Source organism: Brevundimonas sp. UBA5713 (genome assembly GCF_002419815.1).
Classification (GTDB): Bacteria; Pseudomonadota; Alphaproteobacteria; order Caulobacterales; family Caulobacteraceae; genus Brevundimonas.
Genome location: NZ_DIGV01000016.1, coordinates 41,948 through 68,105, shown reverse-complemented (window position 1 = coordinate 68,105; position 26,158 = coordinate 41,948). Strand labels below are relative to the sequence as shown.

The 26,158-nt window shown below is 59.5% G+C and carries 18 protein-coding genes and 1 tRNA gene; 7 read left to right on the top strand and 12 right to left on the bottom strand.

Going from position 1 to position 26,158, the window contains the following annotated elements; genetic code table 11:
• Positions 1 to 52 precede the first annotated feature (52 nt).
• Positions 53 to 1,555 (bottom strand): ActS/PrrB/RegB family redox-sensitive histidine kinase, encoded by a 1,503-nt coding sequence (locus B3B04_RS02620; protein WP_292039579.1) that lies wholly within the window; start codon positions 1,553 to 1,555, stop codon positions 53 to 55.
• A gap of 73 nt (positions 1,556 to 1,628) precedes the next feature.
• On the opposite strand from B3B04_RS02620, the gene B3B04_RS02615 reads away from it, so the two are divergent.
• The 3 genes from B3B04_RS02615 (at position 1,629) to B3B04_RS02605 (ending at position 4,316) form a co-directional block, all read left to right on the top strand.
• Positions 1,629 to 2,249 carry an SCO family protein gene (locus B3B04_RS02615; RefSeq protein WP_292039577.1) on the top strand — a complete coding sequence of 207 codons (621 nt, stop codon included), beginning with the start codon at positions 1,629 to 1,631 and terminating at the stop codon, positions 2,247 to 2,249.
• Between the two features lie 104 nt (positions 2,250 to 2,353).
• A complete protein-coding gene (locus tag B3B04_RS02610; protein ID WP_292039576.1) occupies positions 2,354 to 3,613 on the top strand; it encodes a polyhydroxyalkanoate depolymerase in 1,260 nt (419 codons plus the stop codon).
• Entirely contained in the window at positions 3,588 to 4,316 is a 729-nt protein-coding gene (locus B3B04_RS02605; RefSeq protein ID WP_292039574.1) for a M48 family metallopeptidase, read from the top strand. Before B3B04_RS02610 ends, B3B04_RS02605 begins: the two co-directional genes overlap by 26 nt.
• 9 nt (positions 4,317 to 4,325) lie before the next feature.
• Here the strand turns inward: B3B04_RS02605 and B3B04_RS02600 are convergent, their stop codons facing one another.
• Both B3B04_RS02600 and B3B04_RS02595 read right to left on the bottom strand, forming a co-directional pair.
• Positions 4,326 to 6,401, bottom strand: a complete 2,076-nt coding sequence (locus tag B3B04_RS02600) for a transglycosylase domain-containing protein (protein ID WP_292039573.1) — start codon at positions 6,399 to 6,401, stop codon at positions 4,326 to 4,328.
• Between the two features lie 87 nt (positions 6,402 to 6,488).
• Positions 6,489 to 7,445: an alpha/beta fold hydrolase gene (locus tag B3B04_RS02595; protein WP_292039571.1), complete on the bottom strand. Its 957-nt coding sequence runs from the start codon at positions 7,443 to 7,445 to the stop codon at positions 6,489 to 6,491.
• Positions 7,446 to 7,555: 110 nt separating this feature from the next.
• Here B3B04_RS02595 and B3B04_RS02590 point away from each other — a divergent pair, with 110 nt between their 5' ends.
• Positions 7,556 to 8,665: an aromatic ring-hydroxylating oxygenase subunit alpha gene (locus B3B04_RS02590; RefSeq protein ID WP_292039569.1), complete on the top strand. Its 1,110-nt coding sequence runs from the start codon at positions 7,556 to 7,558 to the stop codon at positions 8,663 to 8,665.
• An 81-nt stretch (positions 8,666 to 8,746) separates the two neighbouring features.
• On the opposite strand, the gene B3B04_RS02585 is transcribed toward B3B04_RS02590, so the two are convergent.
• Entirely contained in the window at positions 8,747 to 9,403 is a 657-nt protein-coding gene (locus tag B3B04_RS02585; RefSeq protein ID WP_292039567.1) for a TetR/AcrR family transcriptional regulator, read from the bottom strand.
• 475 nt (positions 9,404 to 9,878) lie between these two features.
• Here B3B04_RS02585 and B3B04_RS02580 point away from each other — a divergent pair, with 475 nt between their 5' ends.
• A complete protein-coding gene (locus B3B04_RS02580) occupies positions 9,879 to 12,005 on the top strand; it encodes a M13 family metallopeptidase (RefSeq protein WP_292039565.1) in 2,127 nt (708 codons plus the stop codon).
• A 361-nt stretch (positions 12,006 to 12,366) separates the two neighbouring features.
• Here B3B04_RS02580 and hisS read toward each other — a convergent pair whose 3' ends face one another.
• From hisS to B3B04_RS02555, 5 genes are all read right to left on the bottom strand, one after another.
• Positions 12,367 to 13,836 carry a histidine--tRNA ligase gene (gene hisS / locus B3B04_RS02575; protein WP_292039563.1) on the bottom strand — a complete coding sequence of 490 codons (1,470 nt, stop codon included), beginning with the start codon at positions 13,834 to 13,836 and terminating at the stop codon, positions 12,367 to 12,369.
• Between the two features lie 42 nt (positions 13,837 to 13,878).
• Complete coding sequence (locus tag B3B04_RS02570; RefSeq protein ID WP_292039561.1) at positions 13,879 to 15,069, bottom strand: DUF418 domain-containing protein; 1,191 nt, start codon at positions 15,067 to 15,069, stop codon at positions 13,879 to 13,881.
• A 51-nt stretch (positions 15,070 to 15,120) separates the two neighbouring features.
• Complete coding sequence (locus B3B04_RS02565) at positions 15,121 to 15,684, bottom strand: hypothetical protein (RefSeq protein ID WP_292039559.1); 564 nt, start codon at positions 15,682 to 15,684, stop codon at positions 15,121 to 15,123.
• Positions 15,684 to 16,565 (bottom strand): 3-hydroxybutyryl-CoA dehydrogenase, encoded by an 882-nt coding sequence (locus B3B04_RS02560; RefSeq protein ID WP_292039557.1) that lies wholly within the window; start codon positions 16,563 to 16,565, stop codon positions 15,684 to 15,686. The genes B3B04_RS02565 and B3B04_RS02560 overlap by 1 nt, the downstream gene beginning before the upstream one ends.
• Before the next feature lie 132 nt (positions 16,566 to 16,697).
• A complete protein-coding gene (locus B3B04_RS02555) occupies positions 16,698 to 17,021 on the bottom strand; it encodes a YggT family protein (RefSeq protein WP_292039555.1) in 324 nt (107 codons plus the stop codon).
• Between the two features lie 127 nt (positions 17,022 to 17,148).
• Between B3B04_RS02555 and B3B04_RS02550 the strand changes: the two genes are divergently transcribed.
• Positions 17,149 to 17,224: transfer RNA gene (locus B3B04_RS02550), tRNA-Ala, on the top strand.
• Positions 17,186 to 18,859 (top strand): site-specific integrase, encoded by a 1,674-nt coding sequence (locus B3B04_RS02545; protein WP_349679360.1) that lies wholly within the window; start codon positions 17,186 to 17,188, stop codon positions 18,857 to 18,859. Before B3B04_RS02550 ends, B3B04_RS02545 begins: the two co-directional genes overlap by 39 nt.
• Positions 18,860 to 19,754: 895 nt before the next feature.
• Here B3B04_RS02545 and B3B04_RS02540 read toward each other — a convergent pair.
• From B3B04_RS02540 to B3B04_RS02530, 3 genes are all read right to left on the bottom strand, one after another.
• On the bottom strand, positions 19,755 to 20,003 hold the full coding sequence (locus tag B3B04_RS02540; protein ID WP_292039551.1) for a hypothetical protein: 249 nt from the start codon (positions 20,001 to 20,003) through the stop codon (positions 19,755 to 19,757).
• A gap of 160 nt (positions 20,004 to 20,163) precedes the next feature.
• Positions 20,164 to 21,258, bottom strand: coding sequence for an endonuclease NucS domain-containing protein (locus tag B3B04_RS02535; RefSeq protein WP_292039550.1), 1,095 nt, complete (start codon positions 21,256 to 21,258; stop codon positions 20,164 to 20,166).
• A gap of 22 nt (positions 21,259 to 21,280) precedes the next feature.
• The gene (locus B3B04_RS02530; RefSeq protein WP_292039549.1) at positions 21,281 to 26,146 is read right to left on the bottom strand and encodes a DEAD/DEAH box helicase; all 4,866 of its coding nucleotides are present in this window, start codon (positions 26,144 to 26,146) and stop codon (positions 21,281 to 21,283) included.
• Between the last annotated feature and the right edge of the window lie 12 nt (positions 26,147 to 26,158).

The window sequence follows — 26,158 nt, the reverse complement described above, 5'->3', positions numbered from 1 at the left end:
ATACGGTTCTCCTGAGCCTCAGGTCGGGTTTTGATCGGTCAAGGTCAAGGCGTTAGCCCCTGACTGCGACATTGGGTTCCACCTTGTCGCCCTCATAGTGGCCGGGGACTTCCAGCCGCTGGCGCGGCCAGCGGACGGAAACACGCGCGCCACGGTTTTGGCCTTTATCGGCAGGGCCGGCATCACCGATCGACACCTTTGCACCGGTCCGCTCCAACAGGGTGCGGGCAATAAAGAAGCCCAGCCCCATGCCGCCCTGACTGGGGGCAATGGCGGGGGCGGTCGATGGTGCCTGAGAACGTTTCGTGGCCTGCGTCAGCTGGGCCGCCAGGGCGCGGCGGGCTTTGCTTTGGGGGCGGGTAGTCACGTAGGGCTCACCCAAGCGCGGGATGACATCCGAGGCAAAGCCCGGCCCGTCGTCGATAATGTCGATGGCGATCCAGCCTGCATCCACCGTCGCCGACAGGGTCACGCGGCTGGACGCGAAATCCGCCGCGTTCTCCACCAGAGCCGACAGGCCATGGATCACCTCGGGCAGGCGGCGGATACGCGGTACGGGCTGGTTGCCCGCCGATTGCACCGAAAGATCGAACGTCAGGTCGAAGCCCTCGTGCGGGCTGGCCACCTCTTGCAGCATGGACTTCAACTCGATGTCCGCAAACAGGGCATCGCCTTCGTCGGGCGAGTTGGACAACTGGTTGAGGATGTCGCGGCACCGCTCGGCCTGTTGCAGGATCAGGGCGGCATCCTCGGCCTCGGGCGAGCCTTCGGGCGCGTTCCTCAGCATCTCGCGCGCCACCACTTGAATAGTCGCCAAGGGGGTGCCCAGTTCGTGGGCGGCGGCGGCGGCCAAGCCGCCGATGGCGGCAAGGCTCTGCTCGCGTTGCAGAACGTCCTGCGTTGTAGCCAGTGCCAGCTCCAGCTTGTCAGCGTCGGCGGCGACCTTCCACGTATAGCCGGAGATGAACAGCATGCCCGTCATCAGGGCCAGGCCCAGCTCCTGACGGTACAGACCTGGCAAGTGCAGTTCCTCGTGTACCAGCCACGGCAGGGGCAGGGACCAGTGGTAAAGTACGATCACACAGGCCACACCCAGCAGGCCCAGACCGACCGTGTGCCGGATCGGCAGGCTGGAGGCGGCAATGGTCAGAGGGGCCACCAGCAACAGGCAGAAGGGATTGGCCAATCCGCCCGTCAGCGCCAGCAGCAGGGCCAGTTGCATCAGGTCAAAGGCCAGCTGCACGGTGGTCCGCATGGGATCGGGCTGGCTGAGGCCGATGTGGCGCGAGCGGGCCATGGCGATGATGTTCATCACTATGGCGGCACCGATGACGGACAGAGCCTGCTGGATCGGCAAGGCGAAGTGCAGGACGAAATAGGCGGTCAACACCGCAATCAGCTGCCCCATGATGGACAGCCAGCGCAGGATGATCAGGGTACGAAGCGGAAGGCCACGACCGCGACGCGGACCCTCGGTCAGACCCAGCAGTCCGGACGCACTACCGGCGGCAGCGGCGACAGCCTGCGACAGGGAGGGGGCTTCTTTAGCGTTCACGCCTCTTCTATAGACCCTGTCGGTCCTTCAAGCACTGTGGTGCGTCGTCCTGATTGAAAGTTTGCGAGAAGCCATGCCCCGTCGTTCGATCATCATTCTGGCCGCCAGCTGTCTGGTGATTGCCATTGCACTGGCTCTGGTAACCATGGTGGTCGTCAATGGCCGTAGTCAGGGACAGGGCGGTACCGCCGTTGCCAGTGGCCAACCTCTGGTGGGCGGGGACTTCACGCTGGTCAATCAGGAGGGCCAGACGGTCGATCAGTCGATCCTCGAGGGCAAGTGGAGCCTGGTCTTCTTTGGCTTCACCTATTGCCCGGACTATTGCCCGACCACGCTGGGCGTTCTGGAACGCGTTCAGACCGAACTGGGTGAAGACGCCAAGGATCTGCAAATCGTCTTCATCAGCGTCGATCCCGAGCGCGATACGCCGCAGATGCTAAAGGACTATCTGTCCTCCGACGGCTTCCCGAAGGGCGTTATCGGCCTGACCGGCACGGATGAGCAGATCCAGCAGGCCTCCAAAGCTTACCGCGCCTACTATCAAAAGGTGGGCGAGGGTGAGGGCTACACCATGAACCACTCGCTGACCGTCTATCTGATGGGTCCCGACGGCAAGTTCCGCACAGCGGTGACGCACGATCTGGGACCGGACCGCACGGTCAAGCTGGTGCGTGACACCATGGCTGCGGGCTAAGGTTTACATCCTCAAGCTTCCCTTTGGCGAAAGAGCATGGTTCATTGTGCGTTGCAGCATAACTGTAACCCTCGCCCGTAACCGGGTGTCTTGACCGGACGTCCATGCTCTACGCCCTGCACGAGCTTGCCTATAACTCTGCCGCCCCCTTTCGTTTCGGGGCTCAAATGGCCCGCCAGTTCTGGAGTTCGCCGCTGAACCCCGCCGCCGAGACGGCGCTGGGGCGTACGGCCTTTGCTTCGGCAGAACTGTTCGAAAGCCTGACCCGTCGCTATGGCAAACCCGAATGGCGACTGGATGTGGTGGACGTTGATGGCGTGCCGGTTGCCACCGAGATCGAGGTGGCGTGGCGCTCGCCGTGGTGCCGTCTGCTGCGTTTTTCGCGCCATGCCGAAGACGTGAAGGCTGCGGGCCGCACGCTGGATGCGCCCAAGGTTATTATCGTGGCACCGTTGTCGGGCCATTATGCCACCCTGCTGCGCGGCACGGTCGACGCCTTCATCGCCGACCATGATGTCTATGTGACCGACTGGAGCAACGCCCGTCAGGTCCCCATGCTGGAAGGCCGTTTCGACTTCTACGACTATATCGACCATGTGCGCGAAATGATCGCCGCTGTCGGTGGTCGCCCGCACGTCGTGGCCGTGTGTCAGCCCGGACCCCCGGTTCTGGCCGCCTGTGCCCTGATGGCCGAGGAAGACCATCCGAACCGTCCGGCTTCCATGTCCTTTATGGGTTCGCCCATTGACGCGCGCCTGTCACCGACAGTGACCAACCAGCTGGCCGAGGAAAAGCCGTTCACCTGGTTCAAGTCCAACATGATCCACACGGTGCCGTGGCCCTATCCGGGTCTGGGGCGCCGCGTCTATCCGGGCTTTGTGCAGCTCTACAGCTTCATGTCGATGAACGAGGAAAAGCACATCGACGCCCACCGCCGCTATTTCGGCGATCTGGTGGCCGGAGACGGTGACGGGGTCGAGAAACACGAGGAATTCTACGACGAATACCTGTCGGTGCTGGATCTGACCGAAGAGTTCTACCTGCAAACCATTGACATCGTCTTCCAGCAGCACCTGCTGGCGCGCGGCTTGTTGGAGCATCGCGGACACAAGGTGGACTTGAGCCAAATCCGTGACATTGCCCTGGCTACCATCGAAGGCGAGAAGGACGACATTTCCGGCGTGGGCCAGACCCAGGCCGCCCACGTGCTGACGCCCAATATTCCCGACAGCCATCGCCTGCTTTATGTCCAGCCGGACGTAGGCCATTATGGCGTCTTCAACGGTCGCCGTTTCCGCGAGGAAATCTATCCGCGGCTACGGGATTTCATCGCCAAGCATGAAGCTGTTTCAGCCGAAATATAGTGACGGACAGCGACTGACCCTCAGCAACGGGCAGACGCTCAGGCTTTCGGTAAACCGGCGGGCGCGCAGACTGTCTGTGCGCATCGATGCGCGGGCAGGCGAGGCGGTGGCGATTGCCCCCACGCCGAACACGCTGGCGCAGGCGGTGGCCTTCGCCCGGTCGCGCGCCGACTGGATTGCCGAGTGCCTGCAAGCCCAGCCCGATGCGGTGCCGCTGATCCCCGGACAGGTGATTACCTATCTGGGCCGTACTTTACGGCTGGAAGCTACGGGCGGTGCGGGCGCGGCGCGTCTGTATGAAACCCCCGAAGGTCCTGTCCTGCGATCGGGCGGCGAGGGCGAGGCTTTTGCCCGCCGCATCGAGAACTGGTTCAAGCGCGAGGCCCGCCGTTTTCTGGAAACGCGCACGGCGGTCCATCTGAATACGCTGGGCCAAGGACCGGTGCGGATTTCCATTGTCGATACGCGCTCGCGCTGGGGCTCTTGCAGCCCGCACAACCGCTCGATCCGTTACAGCTGGCGGGTCATCATGGCCCCCGAGGCCGTGGCAGACTATCTAGCCGCGCACGAGGTCGCGCATCTGGTGCGCGCCGATCACAGCCCCGAATACTGGGCCGTGGTCACCCGACTGATCGGGGATCACAGACCCATGCGGCGCTGGCTCAAGGACCACGGCAATGCGCTGCATGCCGTGGGCACCTGAAACCCTGCCCTAGAAGAAGACCGCGTCAGGCTGACGCTCGGCCTGCGGGGCCTTCTTGGGCGCGGGTTGACCTTCCGGAGCCATCTGGACCGGCGGCGGGGCCTGTGCGGGCGCTTGATCCGGCTGGGCGGACGGCGGCGGGCCAAAGCTGGCGACGCCATTTTCGTCATAATAGATCTGGTTCGGGTCATAGGGATCCTCGACCTGACCCATCAGATCGCCAATCGGATCGGGCGGCACCCAGCCTTCCGGTAGGGGCGGACCGTTCGGAATGGACTGGACGGCCAGACGGTTCATGGCCGACTGCATGAAGGCGGCCCAGATCGCTGTCGGTGCCGCGCCCCCGCCTACGCCGCGCATGGCCGTATTGTCGTCCTTGCCGACCCAGACGGCAGCGGTAAAGCCGCCGGTATAGCCGACGAACCACGCGTCCTTATAGTCAGAGGTCGTACCGGTCTTACCGGCGATATCGCGGCCACCGATGTTGGCGGCGCGGCCCGTACCCGAGGTCACCACACCGCGCAGCATCTGGTTCAGATAGTAAAGCGACGGATTGTGAATGGCCTGCTGGCCTTCCGATCCGGCGTGTTGATAGATGACGCGGCCGTCCTTGGTACGGATACGGTCGATGCCATAGGCTTTGACGCGACGACCGCCATTGGCGAAGGCATCATAGGCCTGCGCCATCTCCAGCGGGCTGACTTCGACCGCACCCAGAGCCATGGACGGCTGGACCCCGATATTGCCCGAGATACCCAGACGGCGGGCCACGCTGGCGACATTGTCACGGCCCACCTTGTCGGCCACGTCTGCGGCCACGGTGTTGGTCGACTGGGCCACAGCCTGTGCCAGCGTCATGGGGCCGTTAAAGCGGCCCGAATAGTTGCGCGGCTTCCAGTTGCCGATGGTGACTTCCTGATCCACCACAGGCGTATCGGGGGTGTAGCCCGCTTCCAGAGCGGCCAGATAAACAAATGGCTTCCATGCCGAACCGGCCTGACGGCGGGCATCGACCGCGCGGTTGAACTGGCTGTCAGGGTAGGAGGCTCCGCCGATCATGGCGCGAACGCGACCTTCACCATCCAGAGCGACCAGTGCGGCCTGTTCGACGCCCTTGCCCTTGTCGCGGTCAAGGATACGGCGCACAGCGCGCTCGGCGTCGGTCTGCACGGCCAGATCAAGGGTGGTTTCCACGATCAGGTCCTCGGTCTGGTCACCGACCATGCCGCGAACCTGTTTGTCCAGCCAGTCCACGAAATACTGGGCATGCTGGCTGGCCAGGGTCCGCGACACGCGCACCGGCTCGGCCACAGCGGCGTCGCGCTGGGCGGCCGTGATGGTGCCGGTCTCGACCATGGAGTTCAGCACAACAGTGGCGCGGCCAGCAGCCCGTTCGCTTTCGCTGACCGGCGAATAGCGCGACGGGGCTTTCAGCAGGCCGGCCAAAAGGGCGGCCTCGCCCACGGTCAGGCGCTCGGCGGGCTTGTCGAAATAGCGTTGCGAGGCCGCCTCGATGCCATAGGCCCCCGCGCCGAAATAGACGCGGTTCAGATACAGGGCCAGAATCTCTTCCTTGCTGAACTTTACCTCCAGCCAGACAGCCAGCATCAGCTCCTGAACCTTGCGCTTCAGGTTCTGGTCCGGCGTCAGGAACAGGTTCTTGGCCAGCTGTTGGGTGATGGTCGAGCCACCCTGCACCACGCGACCGGCGCGCAGGTTCGAGGCCATGGCGCGGCTCATACCGATGGGGTCAAAGCCCGGGTGCACCCAGTAGCGACGATCCTCGATGGCCACAAAGGCGGCAGGCACGTAGTCGGGAAGGGCGTCCAGATCGACCGGCGGGGCCATCTGCGACCCGCGCACAGCGATCAGCGCGCCCGATCGGTCCAGATAGGTGACCGACGGCTGTCGCTCGACATTATACAGGCTGGACGTGTCGGGCAGATCGCGCGCGAAGACCGCGAAGAAGACGACCGCAAAGATCAGCCCCCATACGGCCAATACAGCGGCCCAGTAAAACAACCGCCCCAGCAAAGAACGGCGGGGCTTGGCAGGAGCCTGATCGGAGCGGTCTTTACGCGCCATAGAAGTCCTCATGGTATGACGTTCCCGAACCTAATGGCTCGGGAACGCTCGTAACAGCCCATAAACTGTCACCATGAGGATGGCGACTTAATTGGACGTCAGAAAGGCGTCCACTTCTGCCGCAAACACCTCGGGTTGGTCGAACATGATGAAGTGGGCGCTGTCGTCGATACGCTTCAGCGTGATGGCCGGCTGGCTGGCAAAAGACGTGCGATAAATCAGGTCCGTGACCTCGTCGGTCATGCGCGCGTCGTTGAATTTGACGTACAGCACCGTGGTCGGAGCGGTAATGTTCGGCAGCTCTGCGCGCAGATCGGTCAGCATCAACTCGCGGTAGGCCGCGGCGGAGACGGCCTGATCGCTGGCGCGCATGTGCGACAGGGCCTCTTCGCGGCGCTCGGAGGCATTGATCATGCCATTGATGGTCTGGGTGGCGGCAGCCTGATAGGCCTCGGCGGGCATGTTCTTTTGCAACGCCCACATCTGGTCGGCGACCGGTGTGACGGTTTCTACAGTCGCGCCGGGGGCACCGAACATCGCACCGACAAACGGCACCATGTCCACCACCATCAGCTTGCCGATCTGATCGGGATGGCGGGCGGCCACCATCATCCCAAGGGTCCCGCCCAGAGAGTGGCCGATGACCGCAGGCTTGTTCAGTCCGTTCTCGCGGATGTAGCGGGCGATGTCCTCGGCGACAGGTGCAATCAGGGGGCTGGGGGTGTCGCCCTCTTGCGCATTACCCTTGGCAGGGGCTCCGGCAAAGCCCTGCACATGGATGCGGTGAATACGGTGGGTGGCTGCCAACCGGTCGACAGTTTGCTGCCAGATGGCGGGCGAGGAGGACAGGCCCGGGATCAGGACGACATCCGGTGCGCCTTCCGCGCCATCGACGCGAACATGGATGCGATCGGATTGAAACGCGGCGTGCTGGTGTGCGTGGGCGGCGTGGCCATCCTGAGCCACAGCAGCCGGTGCGGCGAGGGCCAGCGGCAGGGCAAGCGGCAGGGCCAACAGAGCTGAAAGCAGGAAATGGGCAGACATGGGCGGTTCCTCTTCGTTCAGTCGACCTTGGCGTTACGGCGACCCTAATTTCAAGACTCCCTAGCATCTCTAGAGAGACAGCCGCCGACCGGATTGGTATGGATCGCCCTATGAGCATCCAAACTCCCGAAGCTAAGCCGGTGGCATCGGCTACACCCCAAACCGCGTTTGGCAAAGGCTTTGTGACCGACGCCTGGTATTTTGTCGCTCTGTCGCGTCAGGTGGCTCCGGCGGGCCTGACCCGCTACGAAATCATGAATGAGCCGGTGCTGGTGGGCCGCACCCGCGCGGGCGAGATCTATGCTTTGCGCGACATCTGCCCGCACCGCGCTGCGCCTCTCTCGGCAGGACGCTTGGTCGAGCGCGAGGGAGAAGGGGAGACAATCGAGTGTCCCTACCACGGCTGGCGCTTCCGTCCGGATGGCGTGTGTGCGGCTATTCCGTCGCTGGTCGAGGATCAGGACTACGACCCCGAGCGGATCAAGGTGCGCGCCTATCCGGTGCGTGAATCCCAGGGCATGGTCTTCGTCTGGATGTCGGCTGATCCGCGCCGCCCGACGGAGCCCGATCACGAGCCACCGTTATTCCCCGGTGCCGACGGTGATGCCAAACTGGTCGAGTGGATGGATTTCGACAGCCACATTGACCACGCGGTTGTCGGCCTGATGGACCCCGCCCATGGCCCCTATGTGCATAAACAGTGGTGGTGGCGTTCCGAAAAATCGATGCACGAAAAGGCCAAGACCTTTGCGCCGCGCGACTATGGCTGGGCCATGGTGCGGCACGCCCCGTCATCGAACAGCCGACTGTACAAGATATTGGGCGGCGCTCCGGCCACGGAGATCACCTTCCGCCTGCCGGGCTATCGCTGGGAGCACATTCAGGTCGGCGAGAAACAGGTTCTGGCGCTGACCTTCCTGACGCCGGTCAATGACACCAAGACCCGCATTACCCAGATTTTCTGGTCGGACCACTGGGTGTTCAATCTGGCTAAACCCTTCCTGCGCGCGGGCGTGGTCGCCTTCCTGCAACAGGACGGGGGCATGGTGAACCTGCAGAACGAAGGGCTGAAATACGATCCCGCCCTGATCTGGATCGATGATGCCGACAAACAGGCGAAATGGTACCAGCAGCTCAAGAAGGAATGGCTGAAGAGCCGCGCCGAGGGCCGCAGCTTCGTCAACCCGATCAAGGAAACCGTGCTGCGCTGGAAGAGCTGAGGCGCTATTCGGTTATTGGGCATAGAAAAAGCCGGAAGGGGTGTCCCTTCCGGCTTTTCTTTTGGACGGTAAGGTCCGGGCTTACTTGGCCAGTTGGCCGGCAACCAGAATGTCCATCTGCTTGCGAGCCAGCGGGGTCAGCTCTTCGATGCCGGCGTTCTGATAGGCGGCGCGGCGGAAGTTCGACAGGTAGATGTCCCAGATCATGCGGGTCATCAGAGCTACGTCGGTGTCCTGACGCAGTTCGCCCTTGGCGATACCGGCTTGCAGGGTGTCCGAGATGGTTTCGGTGATCGGTGCCAGGAACTCACGGATGCGTTGGTCGACATCTTCCGGCTGGAACCACGAACGGGCCACCATGGCCTGCATCAGCGGCAGGTGGTCCAGAGCGCGGTGGTAGCCAGCGGTCAGGCCACCGGCCAGACGGGCCGCAGTCACGTCGTCGATGGCAACGCCTTTAGAAAAGTCCTCGGCCATAGCGGCCATTTCCTCGGCGAAGACGGCTTCGAACAGCTCGGCCTTGTCCTGGAAGTTGGCGAAGACCGCACCGGTCGACATGCCAGCGCCCTTGGCGATGTCACGGATGGTGGCAGCATCATAGCCGCGCTCTGCGAACAGGTTACGGGCAGCTTCCAGCACCTTCAGACGGGTGCGGGCCTTGGCAACCTGACGGCGGTTCACGCGCGGCTTGGCTTCACCCTCGACGGTCGATTGGGCAACAACGACGGACTCGGTCATCGGATTTTCTACTCTTAACTAAACACGGAAAAGCGGGGGGAGGCCCGCGTACAGCCACCGAGCCGGAGGGACCATCGATCAAGAACGCTGACCGACGAACACCGGTATGGTGTGAAATCAAGGGCGAACTATCATCATCGAACAGTGACCAAAATGGGTCTAAAATCCGACAAAACCCCAACCTGCGGGGCAAATCTACGGCGCGCATTTACGTGGAAATACGTATGACGCGAAATAAGATTTCTATTTGAAGTTTAATCTGCGACTTCGCGCATTGTTTCTGCGCAAAACAGCTAAATTCGGTAAGATTTAACTGCAAAAATTTTTAGAGATTGCTGTTTTCGACCAATGTCTTGATTGGGAATGGCAATAGGTGGACGACGGTGATCGTTGTCACAGACGATGAGCCGATAATGTCCGGCGACGGATTTGGTTCCGGTTCGCGTTGAAGTGGCACAACTGAGGGACTTATCTCATGAAGAAATTTCTAGTCGGGGCTGCTTTTGCGGCCTTCCTGCTTCCGGCCAGCGCCCAGGCGCACTCGGGCCACGATCACGCCTGCCTGGACGAGGTGTGCGAGACTGTCAGCCTGTTCTCGACCCCGATGGCCGAAGCCGCCAACGGCGGATGGAAGGGCACAGATGCACCGCGCTATGGCACGTGGGGCTTTGACCTGTCGGGCCGCGACACCTCGGTACGTCCGGGCGAGGATTTCTTCCGCCACGCCAATGGCGCGGCTCTGGACCAACTGGTGATTCCTTCGGACCGCACCTCGTACGGTTCTTTCCCGCTGCTGCGCGAGCTGTCGGACAACCGCATGAAGGAACTGGTGCTGGGTCTGGCGGCCCGTACCGATCTCACGCCGGGCTCGGACGAGCAAAAGATCGCTGACGCCTACCGCGCCTATATGGATGAAGCCCGCATCGAGGCGCTGGATGCCCAGCCGCTGGCTCCGTATCTGGCCAAGATCCGCGCCATCGACAGCCATGAGGCCATGGCCACCTATATGGGTGCCCATAACGGCGACTATGGCGCAGCCTTCTTCGGAGCCGGCGTCTCGGCCGATGCCAAGAACCCGACCCGCCACGTGGTCTCGACCGGCCACAGCGGCATCGGCCTGCCGAACCGTGACTACTATCTGGATGCTCGCTTTGCCGAGAAGAAAGAAAAGTATCAGGCCTATGTCGCCGACATGCTGACCCAGATCGGCTGGGAAAACCCCGCCGAAACCGCCGCGCAGATCGTGGCTCTGGAAAACCGCATTGCAGAGGCTCACTGGAGCCCCGCGGAAAACCGCAACCGCGACCGCACCTATAACGAGTTCACCATCCAGCGCCTGATGACCGAAGCGCCGGGCTTTGACTGGCAGGCCTTCTATACGGCTGCGGGTCTGGGTCATGCGGACCGCGTGATCGTGCGTCAGGACACGGCCATGCCGAAGATGGCAGCCATCTATGCCGAGACGCCGGTCGAGTTGCTGCAAGCGTGGCAGGCCTTCCACACCGCCGACCAGATGGCCCCGCTGCTGTCCAAGCGCTTTGCCGACCTGCGCTGGGCTTTCCGCGACCGTGACCTGTCGGGCCAGCCCGAACAGCGCACCCGCGAGAAGCGCGCCATCTCGTTCGCCGAGGGCGCTCTGGGTGAAGCTGCTGGCCGCCTTTACGTGGCGCAGTACTTCCCGCCGGAATACAAGGCCAAGATGGAAGAGCTGGTCGCCAACCTGCGTCTGGCACAGGCCGAGCGCATCCAGAACCTGACCTGGATGGGCGACGAGACCAAGGCTGCGGCTTTGGACAAGCTGAACAAGTTCACTGTCAAGATCGGCTATCCGGACAAGTGGAAAGACTATTCCGCTCTGGAAATCCGCGGCGACGATCTGGTCGGCAATGCCGTGCGAATGCGTCAGTGGAGCTATGCCGACCGCGTGTCGCGTCTGGACAAGCCGGTCGACAAGACCGAGTGGGGCATGACCCCGCAAACGGTCAACGCCTACTACAACTCGGTCAACAACGAGATCGTCTTCCCCGCCGCCATCCTGCAGCCGCCGTTCTTCGATCCGAACGGCGATCCGGCTGTGAACTACGGCGGCATTGGCGGCGTGATCGGTCACGAAATCGGCCACGGCTTCGACGATCAGGGCTCCAAGTCCGACGGTGATGGCGTGCTGCGTGACTGGTGGACGCCGGAAGACCGCGCCAACTTCGTGGCTCTGACCACCCGTCTGGGCGAGCAATACGCCAAGTTTGAGCCGGTAGCTGGCTATACCATCAACCCGAACCTGACCATGGGCGAGAACATCGGTGACGCCTCGGGCGTGGCCGTGGGCCTACACGCCTACCGCCTGTCGCTGAAGGGCCAACCGGCTCCGGTCATCGACGGCACCACGGGCGAGCAGCGCTTCTTCTATGGCTGGGCACAGGTGTGGCAGTCGAAGTACCGCGAACAGGCCCTGATCCAGCAGGTCGCTACCGACCCGCACTCCGCAGCCCAGTTCCGCGTCATTGGCCCGCTGCGCAATGTGGACGAGTGGTACACCGCATTCGACGTCCAGCCGGGCGATGCCTATTACATCGCACCGGAAGACCGCGTACGTCTCTGGTAAGCAAAGTCGAAAGACTTTCAAGAATGGACAAGGCTGGTGCTTCGGCACCGGCCTTTTTCATGTCCGGTAGGCGCTGCGCGCCATTAGCGACCGTTCTGATTGTGGGGCTAAGCTACCGTGCAGGCATGAAAAAGCCCGCTGCGGGGGATACATCGCAGCGGGCCTTCTCGCTCTCTAATGGAGCGGACGTTTCCTCCCCGAAACGCCTCCAAGTGACTACTACGCGTCCGCGCCGTGTCTCTCGAGTGAGATCAATTGGCCCGAACGGTGCCCCTGCGTCAATCGAGGGGTGAAGGCAAAATCGAAGCTTTTATAAGTAATCGCTGATAACTAACGATTTCAGGGTCAGTTTTCTCGAAGCTTATTCGATAATGCCTTTTATGGTGGTGACCAGATCGGCGCGGGCCACCTTCACCTGTCCGGGACGTGCGGCTTTCCACTCTTCGTTGTTGGCAATCGAGGCAGCTTGGGCGCGACCGGCGTCCAGATCCTTGATGGTCACTTCACCGGCGGCGATTTCGTCACCGCCGAGGATAACCGCAGCCGGGGCACCGCGGCGGTCTGCATATTTGAACTGGGCCTTCATGCCTGCACGGCCGAGGTAAAGCTCGGCGGCAATGCCCGCGTTGCGCAGCTCCGATACCGCATCCAGATAGTGCTGCATGTCATCGTCCGAAAAGACGATCACCACGACCGGACCGCGCAGGGCAGGACCGCCACGGCCCGCCGCGCGCAACGCAGCAGCCAGACGCGACACCCCGAACGAGAATCCCGTCGCCGGAACCGGCTGGCCGGTAAAGCGTGCGACCAGATCGTCATAGCGGCCACCGCCACCAATGGAGCCAAAGCGGATCGGACGACCCTTTTCGTCCTTGGTCTCCATCAGCAATTCCGCTTCGAAAACGGTGCCGGTGTAGTATTCCAGACCGCGCACGATGGTCGGGTCGAACTTCACCGCATCCTGCGACACGCCCATGGCGTTCAGGGCGCGGTCGATGGCGGCCAATTCCTTCAAAGCCGCATCGCCGGCGGCACCCAGACCCGAGCCCAGACCCGCGATGGTGTCCAGCACTTCCGAACGACTGGCCTCGGCATTGCTGACCGAGGCGAGGAAGGTTTCCACCGCGCCGATTAGGGCGTTCGGCAGATTGGCCCCCTTGGTATAGTCGCCCGAGTCATCCAGACGGCCCTCGCCCAGCAGCAGGCGCACGCCCTCGATGCCCAGACGATCGAATTTGTCGATGGCGCGCAAAGCGGTCAGGCGCTGGTTGGCATCGGTGATACCGCCCGCATCGAACAGGCCGTCAAACAGCTTACGGTTGGACACGCGGATGACAGCTTGATCCGCCGTCAGGCCGGTGGCCAGCAGACCCTCGACGCCCATGGCGAGGATCTCGGCATCGGCTTCAGGACGGTCCGAACCCACAGTGTCGGCATCGCACTGCCAGAACTGGCGCAGGCGGCCCGGACCCGGCTTTTCATTGCGCCACACCGGACCATAGGCATAGCGGCGATAGGGCTTGGGCAGGGTTTCCCAGTTCTGGGCTGCAAAGCGGGCTAGCGGTGCCGTGTGGTCATAGCGCAGGGCGATCCACTGTTCGTCGTCATCCTCCAGCGCCAGCACGCCCTCGTTCGGACGGTCGGTGTCCGGCAGGAATTTGCCCAGCGCATCGACATATTCAAACGCAGGCGTTTCCAACCCTTCAAAGCCCCAGCGCTCGTACACTTCGGACACGCGCGCGATCAGGCGGCGTTCGGCGCTCAGGTCGCCGCCACGGCGATCCTGAAATCCACGGGGAGAGCGGGCTTCGGGGCGTTGGATGTCGGTCATGCGCAGGCGATTAAGCCAACACAGCCCGCGCTGCAATGCGGCTTAGGCCTTGGACAGCCGGTTTGGCAGGCGGCGACCCTCGGTGAGAGAGCGCCATAGCCATTCCAGCGGGCCCCAGCGGAAGGCTTTCAGCCACAGATGGGCAAAGGCGATTTGCGCGATCCAGAGGGTGCCGATGATGGGCCAGAACACTGCGGGCGACAGCAGGCCATACCAGTGCGGGCCCCATGGCAGGGTGAACAGGCAGAACATAATCAGGCTCTGGCTCAGATAGGTGGTGAAGGCCATCCGGCCTACAGGCGTGGCCCAATGGAACACCGCCGGCAGTTTGATGATGATCGTCGCATAGGCCAACGACACCAACAGCGACAGGGATGACGCCGCCATGTTCAGCCCCATGGACGGCATCTGCGCGATCGGCGCGTTCAGTTCGGTCCACGATGACCACGCTTTGAATATCAAAGCCAACCCGCCCAATACCAACAGGATGAGATAGACGCGCGGCCTGGCCTCTCCGTGGAAAAATCTGGCCTTGTACAGGCCCATGCCCAGCACCATCAGGCCGAAGGTCGGTATCAGATAGACGGTCAGGGATGCCCCCTGAAGAATCGCCCATGACCGCAGGTTGTTCAGAAACGCTCCGCCCATGCCCGCACGTACCTGCTCGACCGTAGCCAGTAGGGACGAAGTGGTGACTTCGGCGTGGCCCTCGAACGCAGCGGCCAGTTCGGTCGGCATCATAGGCATCAGCAGGCCAAGACATGCCTGCATCAGCGACAGCGTGCCCATGATCGCGACGCCCACCCAGATCAGCACCTTGGCCGGTGCCGAGCGGATCAGCATGGCGAATAAGCCCGTCCACGCATAGAGCAGCAGAATATCGCCGTACCACAGCGCCAGACCATGCAGCACGCCAAACACGGCCAGCCAACCCAGCCGTCGTTTCATCAGTCTGCTTCGGACAGTATCGTGCCGCTCCCCGCCGACCAGATAGACAGACACGCCAAATAAAATGCCGAACAGGGTACGGAATTTGTCGAGAAAGAAGGTCTCGGTCACCCATGCCGCCACGCGGTCAGAACCGACTAGCATGGTATCGACCGCCATAGGCAGATGGCCCAATGCCATCATGGCCTCCATCGGCCAGCCATAGGTAAGGGCGTTCACCGCCAATATGCCCAGCACGGCTATGCCACGCACGGCGTCTAGATTCTGAATGCGCGTCGGTACCACGGCTGTCCCTCCCGCTGGTAGCGGCTTTCCCCCAAGCCAGCCGTGCCCGGATCAGAACGGGCGACGGATCTTGGCCGGAGCCTTCTGATAAGCGATGAACGCCATGCACAACCCGCCCCACAGGGCATAGCTGATACCGACCATCAGGGCCACGGGCACACCCGCGACGCCAAAGATCAGCAGAACCGTTTCTACGGAGCCCAGGGCCTGAATAAAGCTTTGCCCCGCCAAGCCATAGGTGACGGCCAGCACCAAAGCGATCGCCACTTGCAAGACAGCGGCCAGCAGTCCGCCATAGATCACAAAGCGGGCCACCACGGCGCGACGCGTCCACGGCGCGTCATTGGGACGGCGCGCTTTTTCCAGACGCAGCAGGCCCAAAGGTGCCGCCACAAGACCGACGATCAGCAACACGATGCGCCAGTCGGTATCCAGCCCCGAAAACCAGTTGTGCGGCGGCCAGACAAACAGGGTCAAAATGATCGGCGGCCACGCCGCTGCGGCCAGCGAGGCCAGCGCACGGGCCTGCGGCGTGCGCCGCGGCACCACCTGCTCGCCACCGGGAAAGCGGTCAAGAACGCTGGGGCGTGAAGCAGGGGGATGAATATCGGTCATTAGCGTGTCGGTACCGGAGTCTCGCCCGAATAGTCATAGAAGCCGCGGCCGCTCTTGCGACCCAGCCAGCCGGCTTCGACATATTTTACCAGTAGCGGGCAGGGGCGGTATTTGGTGTCGGCCAGACCGTCATGAAGCACGTTCATGATCGCCAGCACAACATCCAGCCCCATGAAGTCGGCCAGTTCCAGAGGCCCCATCGGGTGGTTGGCCCCCAGTTTCAGGGCGCGGTCGATTGAGCTGACGTTCCCTACGCCCTCATACAGGGTATAGATGGCCTCGTTCATCATTGGTACCAGAATGCGGTTCACGATGAAGGCGGGGAAATCTTCGGACTCGGTGGTTTCCTTGCCGAGGCTCTCGGCAAAGGTCACGGCGGCATCATAGGTGGCCGCCGAGGTAGCGATACCGCGCACGATCTCGACCAGACGCATCACCGGTGCGGGCTTCATAAAGTGAAAGCCGATGAAACGGTCCGGACGGTCGGTCACCGACGCCAGACGCGTAATCGAAATCGAAGAGGTGTTGGACGCCAGAATGGCGCTATCGGACAGGAAGGGGACGATGTCGGCCCAGACCTGTTTCTTGACGGCTTCGTCTTCGGTGGCGGCTTCAATGATGAAGTCTACACCATCGACAGCCGATTGCAGGGTGTCGGACACCTGAATACGCGCCAGCGACTGCTGGCTGTCATCGACCGAAATCAGGCCGCGTCCGGCACGGCGGGCCAGGCTGGCACCGATCTCGCCCATGGCCAGGGTCGCGCGATCGCTGGCCGCGTCGAACAGCCTGACCTGATAGCCGCCGACCGCTACGGTTTGTGCGATGCCGGAACCCATTTGTCCGGCACCGATCACAGCGACTGTCTTAAATCCGCTCATAAGGCTCTACAGTTTCACAGCCACAGTGGGTGGGTCCGCTAGCTTAGGAGGGCCATGGCGCGGCGCAAGCACCGAATGGCGATACCCTGCCGAAATCGCCATGCCGTGTCTTAATATCAACGGACCCCGCGCTTAGCCGATCAGGTTCAGCGAGGTCAGGTGCAGATAGGGGATCAGGTACAGTTGCAGGCCGCGAATGATCAGCAGCGCCACGACCGGCGTCAGATCGATCCCGCCCAGCGGCGGAATAAAACGGCGCAGCGGGGCTAGAATAGGCGAGGTCAGCCGGTCCAGCATGGTCGCCAGCTGATAGACGAAACGGTTGCGATAGTTGATCACATCAAAAGCGAACAGCCAGCTCAGGATCGCATTGGCAATGATCGCGATCAGCAGCAGCTGCAGTACAGCGCCGATGATGAAAAACAGAAAGCCGACGAGGGTGGCGGCAAAGGTCATAGTCGGTGTCTTCCGCTTGAGGTTCGCAACGCTTCTACCTGTCGCGACCGCCCGCGCCAAGGCCGTGTGGGGTACCCATTGACAGCCCGCTCTGCGACCTTTTATCTCCCAGCCCTGCCTGTCGGTCGGGGCCGTAGCTCAGTTGGTAGAGCGCGTCGTTCGCAATGACGAGGTCAGGGGTTCGATTCCCCTCGGCTCCACCAAGACAGAAAAATCAGACACTTAGGGCGAACCCAGCGGCGTTGTTACACGCAACTGCTACACACGGGCCCAAAATGTCTCTCGCCACGAACATCGTAAGGCGTTCAGCAACCTACTATTACCGGACGCGCATCCCCCGTCATTTGGAGGTGGTGGTTAGGTCTAAAGAGCTCTGCATGAGCTTGCGTACCAATGTTCCCTCAGAAGCCCGCCATAGGGCTGCGCAACTCTCTGTATTGACAAAGAAAATGTGGTCGTCTCTTGAGCGGATCATGTCGCTTAAAAAAGGTACGACGCTCGGCGTCGATATGGCTCTGGATCACCTGAGAATGTTCCAGGACGAAAAGCAGCGCTTCCAACGAGAGGCCCGCGCTATTCTACATGGCGCAGCACCACCGGAAGTGCGTCGCCAAGCTGCTTCTGTACTAGACCTCGATGCGATGACTGTAGCCCCTGCCGAGCCCGAGGCTCTAGCCGGGACTGCGGTCCTTAGCTTTACAGAAGCGGTTGAAATCGCCGTGCCAGAGATAGCTCGTGCTCAGAGCCTGAAGCCTAAGCGCGTTAAGGATTATAGAGTCGCCGCTCGATGCTTCGTTGAATGGTGTGGCCGCGATCTTGATCTGAACGAAATCACGCCTGAGTTGGCCGCGTCCTACAAAACGGACCTGACCTATTACCCAGCGAACGGCGTCAAACGTCCTCAGTACCGCGAGCTGTCTTTCAAAGACCGCATAGGAAAGGCCCGTGATGAAGGCGAGGAAGACGTGCTTGATGCGGGTACGATCAACACGAAATACCTCGCGCCTCTTCGCCGGGTATACGAGTACCATATCAAGAATGGTTTGAAGGCTAAGCTGCCAACCAATCCGTTTGATGGGATCGCTGCGGAGAAGCGCAGAAAGGCCGATCTCTCGACCAAGCGGCGGGAGTTCAACGCCAGTGAGGTTGCTGCGCTTTTTGAGTTACCTCTCTTTGTAGGCTCCAAGGCGCTTAGCCAAAAAGGCTTGTACCAAGTGGGTGACAAGCGCGTCTCAGACTACCGCTACTGGGTGCCGCTGATTGCACTTTTCACCGGAGCGCGCCTCAACGAGATTTGTGCTCTGGCGGTTTCCGACTTCGGTGAGGAAGACGGCATCCCGTACCTAGTGATCCGCGAAGGTGGCGAGGGGCAAAGCCTGAAGTCCCAAGCGGCATTGCGCCGCGTGCCACTGCACGAGCAACTGATAGAGCTGGGGCTTTCCAAGTTTGTCGAGCATCAGTCCGCGCGGGGGCGTACCCGATTGTTCGATGAGCTGGAGCTTGATGCCGATGGATACGTATCGTCGGATGCGTCCAAGTTCCTGAACAGGCTTGTCGACAGGATTGAGAAACCGGGGGTCATGGATGTCGGTAAGCTCGTTTTTTACTGCACACGGCACACCGTTGTAGGGCAGTTACGCTCGAACGATGTTCGGGAAGATGTCTCCATGGAGATTGTGGGTCACGAACTCGATAGCGTTCATTCTGGCTATGGAAGCGTCAAGCTGTCGGCTCTGAAAGAAGCTGTAGATCGCATTTCCTATCAGGGTGTCGACTGGAAGCGGGTGCGATTACCTCACGATTTTTTGGATTTGTCAGAGTCGGTGGTCGGCCAGTGAGGGCGAGAAAACCGAAGTCTTAGAAAATGCAGAGGGCCTATAGAGACGGGGTCCTCTGTGTTTTTGCGGTCTGAAATAATGAAAGTCTTATAGTTTAGTCCGCTAATCTCTATATGGAGCGTCATGGACGAATAGTTTTTGGATGAAAGTTGTACGGTTCTTGCAGCTTTTTATCTGTAGACGATATAATCAAAATACTGAAACTTATACTATTTTCTCTTGATTTTGCCTTCTCTTATTGATATCCTGTTGTCATTCTGGTCCGGCAATGCGGACTGATGGCTTCCTATGGCATGGGAAGTGACATTTGCGCGCGGAGAGTTCATTTGCTCTTCACTTATAACGAGCCGTGTCGGGACTTAGACCGATAGGCAGAGCGGCGCACTCGAAAGGATGATCCATGCGGTCGGCTAGATGCCTTGCCCCGCCTCTGGGTTTGAGCCTGTACTGCTCTCAGGGCGTACAAAATCAGCTCAAAATGATGAGGGTGACAACCCTCTGTCTCGTTGCGTTGAGGTTTGAAGCAAAACGAGATGCTTTCGCCTAATGGCGAATAACCGAACTGACATTAGTCAGGGATCGGAGCGTAGCGCAGGTAATGGGTTCCGCCTCGCGCATTTGGCACGCCAAAACCAAAGTCGCTCTTTCAAACTACGTTGACGGAATGGTCGCGATTAATCCCCTCTGCGTGAGCAGGGTTCCGAGCTAGCAACTCCTGCGCTCTTGGTGAGTAGCGGGAGTTTTAGTGCTGCCCGGAACCCTTAACTCATGCAGGGGGGGATTAACGTATTCTAGAATGATCAATCCAATAGGGCCTTGAGCCGGTAGCGAAGCGAAGGGTTCAAGAGCCCATTAGCGCGAAGCGCTAATCCCAAGGATCACTATATTGATCTGATTATCTGACCTTCCAACCATAGTGATCCGCAACGATCTCAATGAAGGCAGCGATGCGTTCGGCGTTCATCAGAGGCCAGTTTTTGGTGCCTATATGCTGGATGTAGCTGAGAGTGCCTAACGGAGTTTCGAGGTCTGTTAGAGGGATTTGATTGTCACGTCCGTCCCAATAGACATGACAGATGCCCTTGAGGGCATCGAGTTCCACATAGTGCTGCGAGGGGGCGCGACGGCTAGACCAGAACTCCATTCCAGTTTCGCCTCGAGTGGATAGGTCTAGATGGAGGCTTTCTATTTCCTTTTGAGCTTCCACAAGCATAGGAGATTTCATAGGTTTACGTCCGGTGTGAGGGATTTGTTCTCCCTTTGACCGAGCCTCGCCGATTCTGAAAGTTCGCTATCGGATTGGATTAGCTCTGGAGGGACCAGCGCTCCTTCAGGCGTTCGACGGTGGTTCTCCACTTAGGCGTGGTAGGCTTGCAGACGGTGTTCTGATTTCCGAACAGGCCAATCTCATCGACGGCTTCATTTAGTGCGACTGTGTGCAGCCAGCGAACCGGAATGAAGTACTCAGCCCTTTCCGGGTCATCTTCAAACATGCGGTGGTAGTGCGCCCCTGTTAGGACGTCAGCAGCGGCTCTTTCGCCTTCCGGCGTTTGTATTACGAGCTCTGAGATTGATAGGCGGGGGCCAGTGACTTCTCCGACACCTATAAAGCCCTGTTTTGGGGCTCGAACCCATATCCGGTCGCCCTGTTCGAGAAGGTTGAGCGTATTGCTATACCACGCACCACCGCCAGCACTGATGAAGCCGTATTTGCGAGCTTCATCCCATGAGCGGGCGGAGCCTTCACCGAAGGAAGCATAGAACTCTCCATTCCAAGGCTCGCTCTCACGGGTTCCACGGCTCTTGGGGGTGGATGTAGCGCTGACCTGTGTGTGGACCGGATCGAGAAGCCAGGCGCGGCTCAAGAGCTGTTGTCCGCCCAAGTCGAAGACTTGGAAGCAGAGCACGTTGATCGCGATGTCTCGCTTGTTCAGATACGAGACAATACGCTCACTGCTGTCATCCAGAGACGCGGCGACGATCACGATCTGATGGCTGCTGTTGAGGGTTTCTTCGTCCAGCGATTGCCCAAATCGGGATTGGAAGTCTTCGGCTAGATCACGACCGGGGGCGAAGCGTTTGTAGATCGAAACGATATCCTGTGACTCTAGACCTTCTACCCAAACAGCGTAGTCGATGGCTTGAGCGACAACCTCGCGAGGGGTTCGATCGCGCTTGAGCTCAATGAGGACAAGGGCGCCGTCTGGGGCGATCGCCAGAAGGTCAATGTAACCACCGGAGAGGGTGCGCTCTTGCCTGCCAATCAGCATCCATTCGTCAGACAGCATTCGAGGGGAAGCGACGATCATATCCTCAAGCGTGCGCTCGTTGGGTAGGCGTCCCTCAGTGAGTTGCTGAGGGTTGGTTCCTACGGTCCAGATGGCATTCCTGATGGGCATGTGTCGCTCCCCCTTAAAGCGATCAGATGTCGAGCGGTGGTAGTGACTTGACGATCTTCATCGTTTCCAAGCTCACCGTGATTACCCGACGTAGCAGATCGTAGGGATAGCGCGGATCGCCGATGGTTTCGTTGGCATAGTCGTTGGCGTCGTTGATGATGCCGCTGACTTTATCTTGTTTGACCGTTTGGCGTTCCATAACCCAGTCGATCGCGGACTTGCCGTTGACGACGTACTCATAGGCTTCCAACGGAACATCAACCAATGTGATGTTCGGGTTATAGTGGATGACCGAACGGTTCTTGCCCTTGCCGTAAGACATCTTCTCGACCCGGAAGAACTTGACCGGGTCGTCAATCGACGCGAGCTCCAAGTCGCCTTCTTTGAGCTGCACGCGATACGGCTCTACGGTTTCATAGTTGACGTGCAAATCGCCCAACGCGCGACCAGCCTTAACGAACGCCCAGAAATCATCAGCCTTCTTTACGCAAGGAATGCGAGGGAGCTCTTTGGTCAAGTTCTCCGCAAAGCGACGGCGGTAATCTTCGGAGTGGAGTAGGCCATAGGTGTAATAAAAGATGTCATCTTTGGTGATGGCGTCGCCCGGATATGCATCGTTAAAATGTTTTAGCCCAATATCAGTTATGCCGTGGCGCATCCCGTATTGAGGTGCAGACACAGAAAACAGATCATTGGCTTCATTGTTGTGCTCGCATTCGTAGAGCGTTTGGGCGAAGCACTGAGAACCATCCATCGCCGCAACGTGCAGGCTTGGCACATTGTCCATCATTATGACGGATAAACCTGCCCGTCCGCCAGTGCCTGAAAGAGCTATCACTCGGTTGGTGGTTAAAGCGCTTGGGAAGAAGGTCGACATTTGACCAACAACATTATTCAAGCGTCGGCTGAAGTAGAGATGTTGTTTGAAAAATGGTCGGTATGTTGAAGATACAATGCGACCTTCATCGTAATCTAGAGGCTTTAGTCGTGCAAAGTCAGCACGAAGCGATCGTGACCAAGAAATATCACGAGGAGAGTCTTTAACGAAATCATCTATGTTTTGACGATTTCCATTATTAATAAAAATAGCTAGTTTTTCGTTATAATAATCTATGCAATGTTCTATTTTTGAAGTTAATGCAGATTTTGATGAGTTAAAGGTCCATGCGTCTCGGGCTGTTTCAAGGCCGCGTGAATAAGTTTCGAACAGAGCGTGTGAAGATTTTTCTTTTTTGGCACCAATGATGATATGACTGTTCAGGCTGTCATCGCGCTGCGTAAGCCAATCGCCGTGGGCATCTGGGATGATTTCTTGCCAACCAGATTTCTCGCCAATGCCACGGATAGACCTGAAATCTTTGACGATTTTCAGCTTATCTTCGCGTGAGAGATAATCACCGATGTCGTGGAAGAACACCTGACCCTGTTTTGTCGCATTTGGGTTCTTGATGAAGAGCGTAATAACGATAGGAGCTCGGCTACCCGACCCGAAGGTTTGACCGCCCTCGCGTTTTGAAGTTTCGCCTGACGTGCGTTGATTGCCTCGCAAGTGGAAGATGTAGATCGAAGTGAACTCTTCCACCATGCACATACGCATGCCGTTGGCAGTGTTTGAATCAACCCACCCCCCATTTGTGACGTAGGCCATCACCCCGCAATCACCTAGACGATCAGCGCCCCAGCGGATCGCGCGAATGTAGCTATCGTACAATGCGTTCTTGTTAGTCGCGGTTGAGCGGGCGGCATAGGTTTCCGCGATGCGCCCATCGAGGTGCGGGTAAGCAACGCCTTGAGCCACAGCATAGGGTGGGTTGCCCATGATCACGCGGATATCGAGTTCCTGCTGACGACGACGGCGCTCGGAGTTGTCAGGTAGAACAAAAGCAAGCTCGTCCTTACCTTCCCCCATGGCGAAAGTGTCGGTAAGCAAGATGCCATTGAAGGGGCTGTACTCGCCGCCTTGCAGGCTACTGTAGACGCTCTCGATGTTGATGGCGGCGATATAGTAGGCCAGCAGCACGATTTCGTTGGCGTGCAGTTCGTACCGGAACTTGTTCTCCAACTGATCGCGCTCGATCAGGCCAGACTGTAGAAGGCGTGTGATGAAGGTCCCGGTTCCTGTGAACGGGTCTATGATGTGAACGCCTTTTGAGCCCAACGTCTGACCGAACTCGTCTTTGAGCACGTCATTGACCGAGTGGATGATGAAATCCACGATCTCGATCGGGGTATAGACGATGCCCAGCTTGTCGCGGGTGTCTTTGAACGCCACGCCAAAGAAGTTGTCATAAAGCTGACGAACGAGCTCTTGCTTGGCTGCGGGGTTGGTTATGCCCTCAGCCTTCAGTCGAACGCTGGCGTAAAAGTCGTCTAGGTCCTTACTTTCCTTTTCTAGGTGCTCGCTCTCCAGAGCGTCGAGAACGCCCTGTATGGCTTTAGAAACAGGGTTTTCTTGGGTGAAGGCGTGGCCTTCAAACAGGGCGTCGAAGACCGGGCGGGTGATGATGTGCTGAGCCAGCATTTCAACCGCTTCGGCTTCAGTGATGCCGCTGTTCAGGTCATCACGCAGTTCTGCAAGGAAGCTGTCGAATGCAAGGCGAGCCTCACTACTCTCAACCGAGAGGATGCCGTTCAGGCGGGTGATGTGAGCGAGAGCAATGTCACGCAGGCTGGCAGCCCAGCGATCCCAGTACTCGCGATCACCGCATTTCTTGACGATCTTGGCTTTGATAGCGCGGCTGAAATCGTCGAGGATCAGGCCGTATTGCTCGTCTTCGACCTCACCACCGATGTCGATGTCTTCATCGCCCTTGTCGAAGCCATCAGCCCCAATGCTGGAGCGCTTCTTTTTCTTGGCGCTAGGCAGGTTCTCGACAGTTGCCGTGACAGAGCTCAGTTCCTTGCTGTCGAGGCCCAGGATTTCAAACCGATCAGAAACATCCTGACCAAGAGACATCTGGTTGATGGTCGCGTCGAAACGCTCATCGTGAGCGCGCAAGGCGTTCAGGATTTGCCAGATGACCTTGTACTTCTCGTTGTTGTTCAAGGCCTCTTCGGCGTTCATTCCAGCGGGGATGCCGACGGGGAGAATGACATAGCCCATGCGCTTGTTAGGCGCGCGGCGCATGACGCGACCGACCGACTGCACAACGTCAATCTGGCTCTTGCGCGGGTGCAGGAACATGATGGCGTCCAGAGCCGGAACGTCCACGCCTTCAGAAAGACAGCGGGCGTTAGTCAGGATACGACAAGTGTTGTCGTCGCTTTCGGCTTTCAGCCAATCGAGCAGTTCGCCACGGGTCTTGGCGTTGAAGGTGCCGTCAACGTGGTTGATCTCGCATTTGAGCTGATGCTCTGCGATGTCTGCTTCGTGGGTCTTCACCTCTGAGGAGGCTAGGTAGTCATCGACCACCGCCGAGAACTCATCCTGAACGAGTTTGGAGGATTTGATATCCCGGCAAAAGGCGAGGGCGCGGCGCATAGGCTGGGTATCGGCGCCCAGTTCGGACGCTATATCGACCTTTGTAAGCGCCTTGTAGCAGCCAAGAATGCGTGTGGCGTCGTCGAGTACCAGACCATTTTCAGGGTCAGCCATACGTGCCTGAAGAGTGCGCGCAACGCGCCCCTCATCCATGGCGAGGACAATGACCTTGTAGTCCGTGAGCAGCCCTTCCTGTACTGCCCAGCCAAACCCCCGATAGAAGAGTGTGGGGCCGAATAGCTCTACGTCGTCCATGGTCGCGAGCGTGACGCCCATATCGACGGCCTTGCTCTTTGCGCTGTCGCCGTAGATGCGAGGGGTAGCGGTCATGTATAGACGCTTCTCGCCTGCCACGACTTCGTTTCGGTGGATACGAACGAAGTTGCTTTCCTCATCCCCAAGGGTCGCCCCGGTGGTGCGGTGAGCCTCATCGCAGATGATGAGGTTGAACGCGCCCATGCCGTGGATGTTCTGAGCATCTGACACGACTTGGATAGATTGGTAGGTGGCGAACACCACCGTCATCTTGCCCGGTGCAGGCTCGGAAACGCCCTTTGCTAGAAGTGCGGCGTTGGTAGTCGCCGGGAAGGCAAGATCGAGCGTGCTGATCTCAGCGACATCATCCTTAGAGATGCGACGTTTGCCGACTTGGCTGTCTGAGCAGACCGCGAATGAGCGAAGAGGGGTCTTGGTGTCGTTCGTCCATTCCCGGACAGTCTGAGCCATAAGAGCCAACGACGGGACAAGGAACAGGACAGTACCGTTTGCGCCTACGAGGTCTTCGGCGATCTTCAGGCCCGTAAAGGTCTTACCCGTGCCGCAGGCCATGATGATCTTGCCGCGATCATGCTCTGAGAGGCCTTTGCGAACAGCGTCTAGGGCGTCCTGTTGGTGAGGCCGAAGTTCTTTCTTTTCTTCTAGGACGATCTCTTCGTTGGCTGCGAAACGGCTCCACACGATCGGAGAAGCTCGCATATCGCCAAGGCCGATACGAAGGACAGGGATCGTCTGGCCTTCCAGCATGGTTTCGGCGTTGGATGACCACTCAACTTCAGTGGAGTCCATCACCACGCGGCGGGTGAATGGGGCTTTGGAAGATGCCGCTAGGAAGGAGTCGATGTCAGCCTTGGCGATCTTGTGCTTGGGGCTGAAGAACTTGCACTGGATGGCGGCGTAGCCTTCCTCGTCCCGTAGTTTGGCTACAAGGTCTATCCCAGTGTCGTTGGCTTGAAACCCGTGATGAGGTGCCCAATCAGACCACATCCACGCTTCTGAGTATTGTTCGGCTTGGACCGGATCGTGCAGCAGGAACGCCTTACACAGGCGCTCGTAGTATGTTCCTTTGTCTCGTTCCGTACCGGCGGCGTCGCGATAGGACTGCAACAGTTCGTCGATCGTCAGAGACATAGGCTTCCCCCA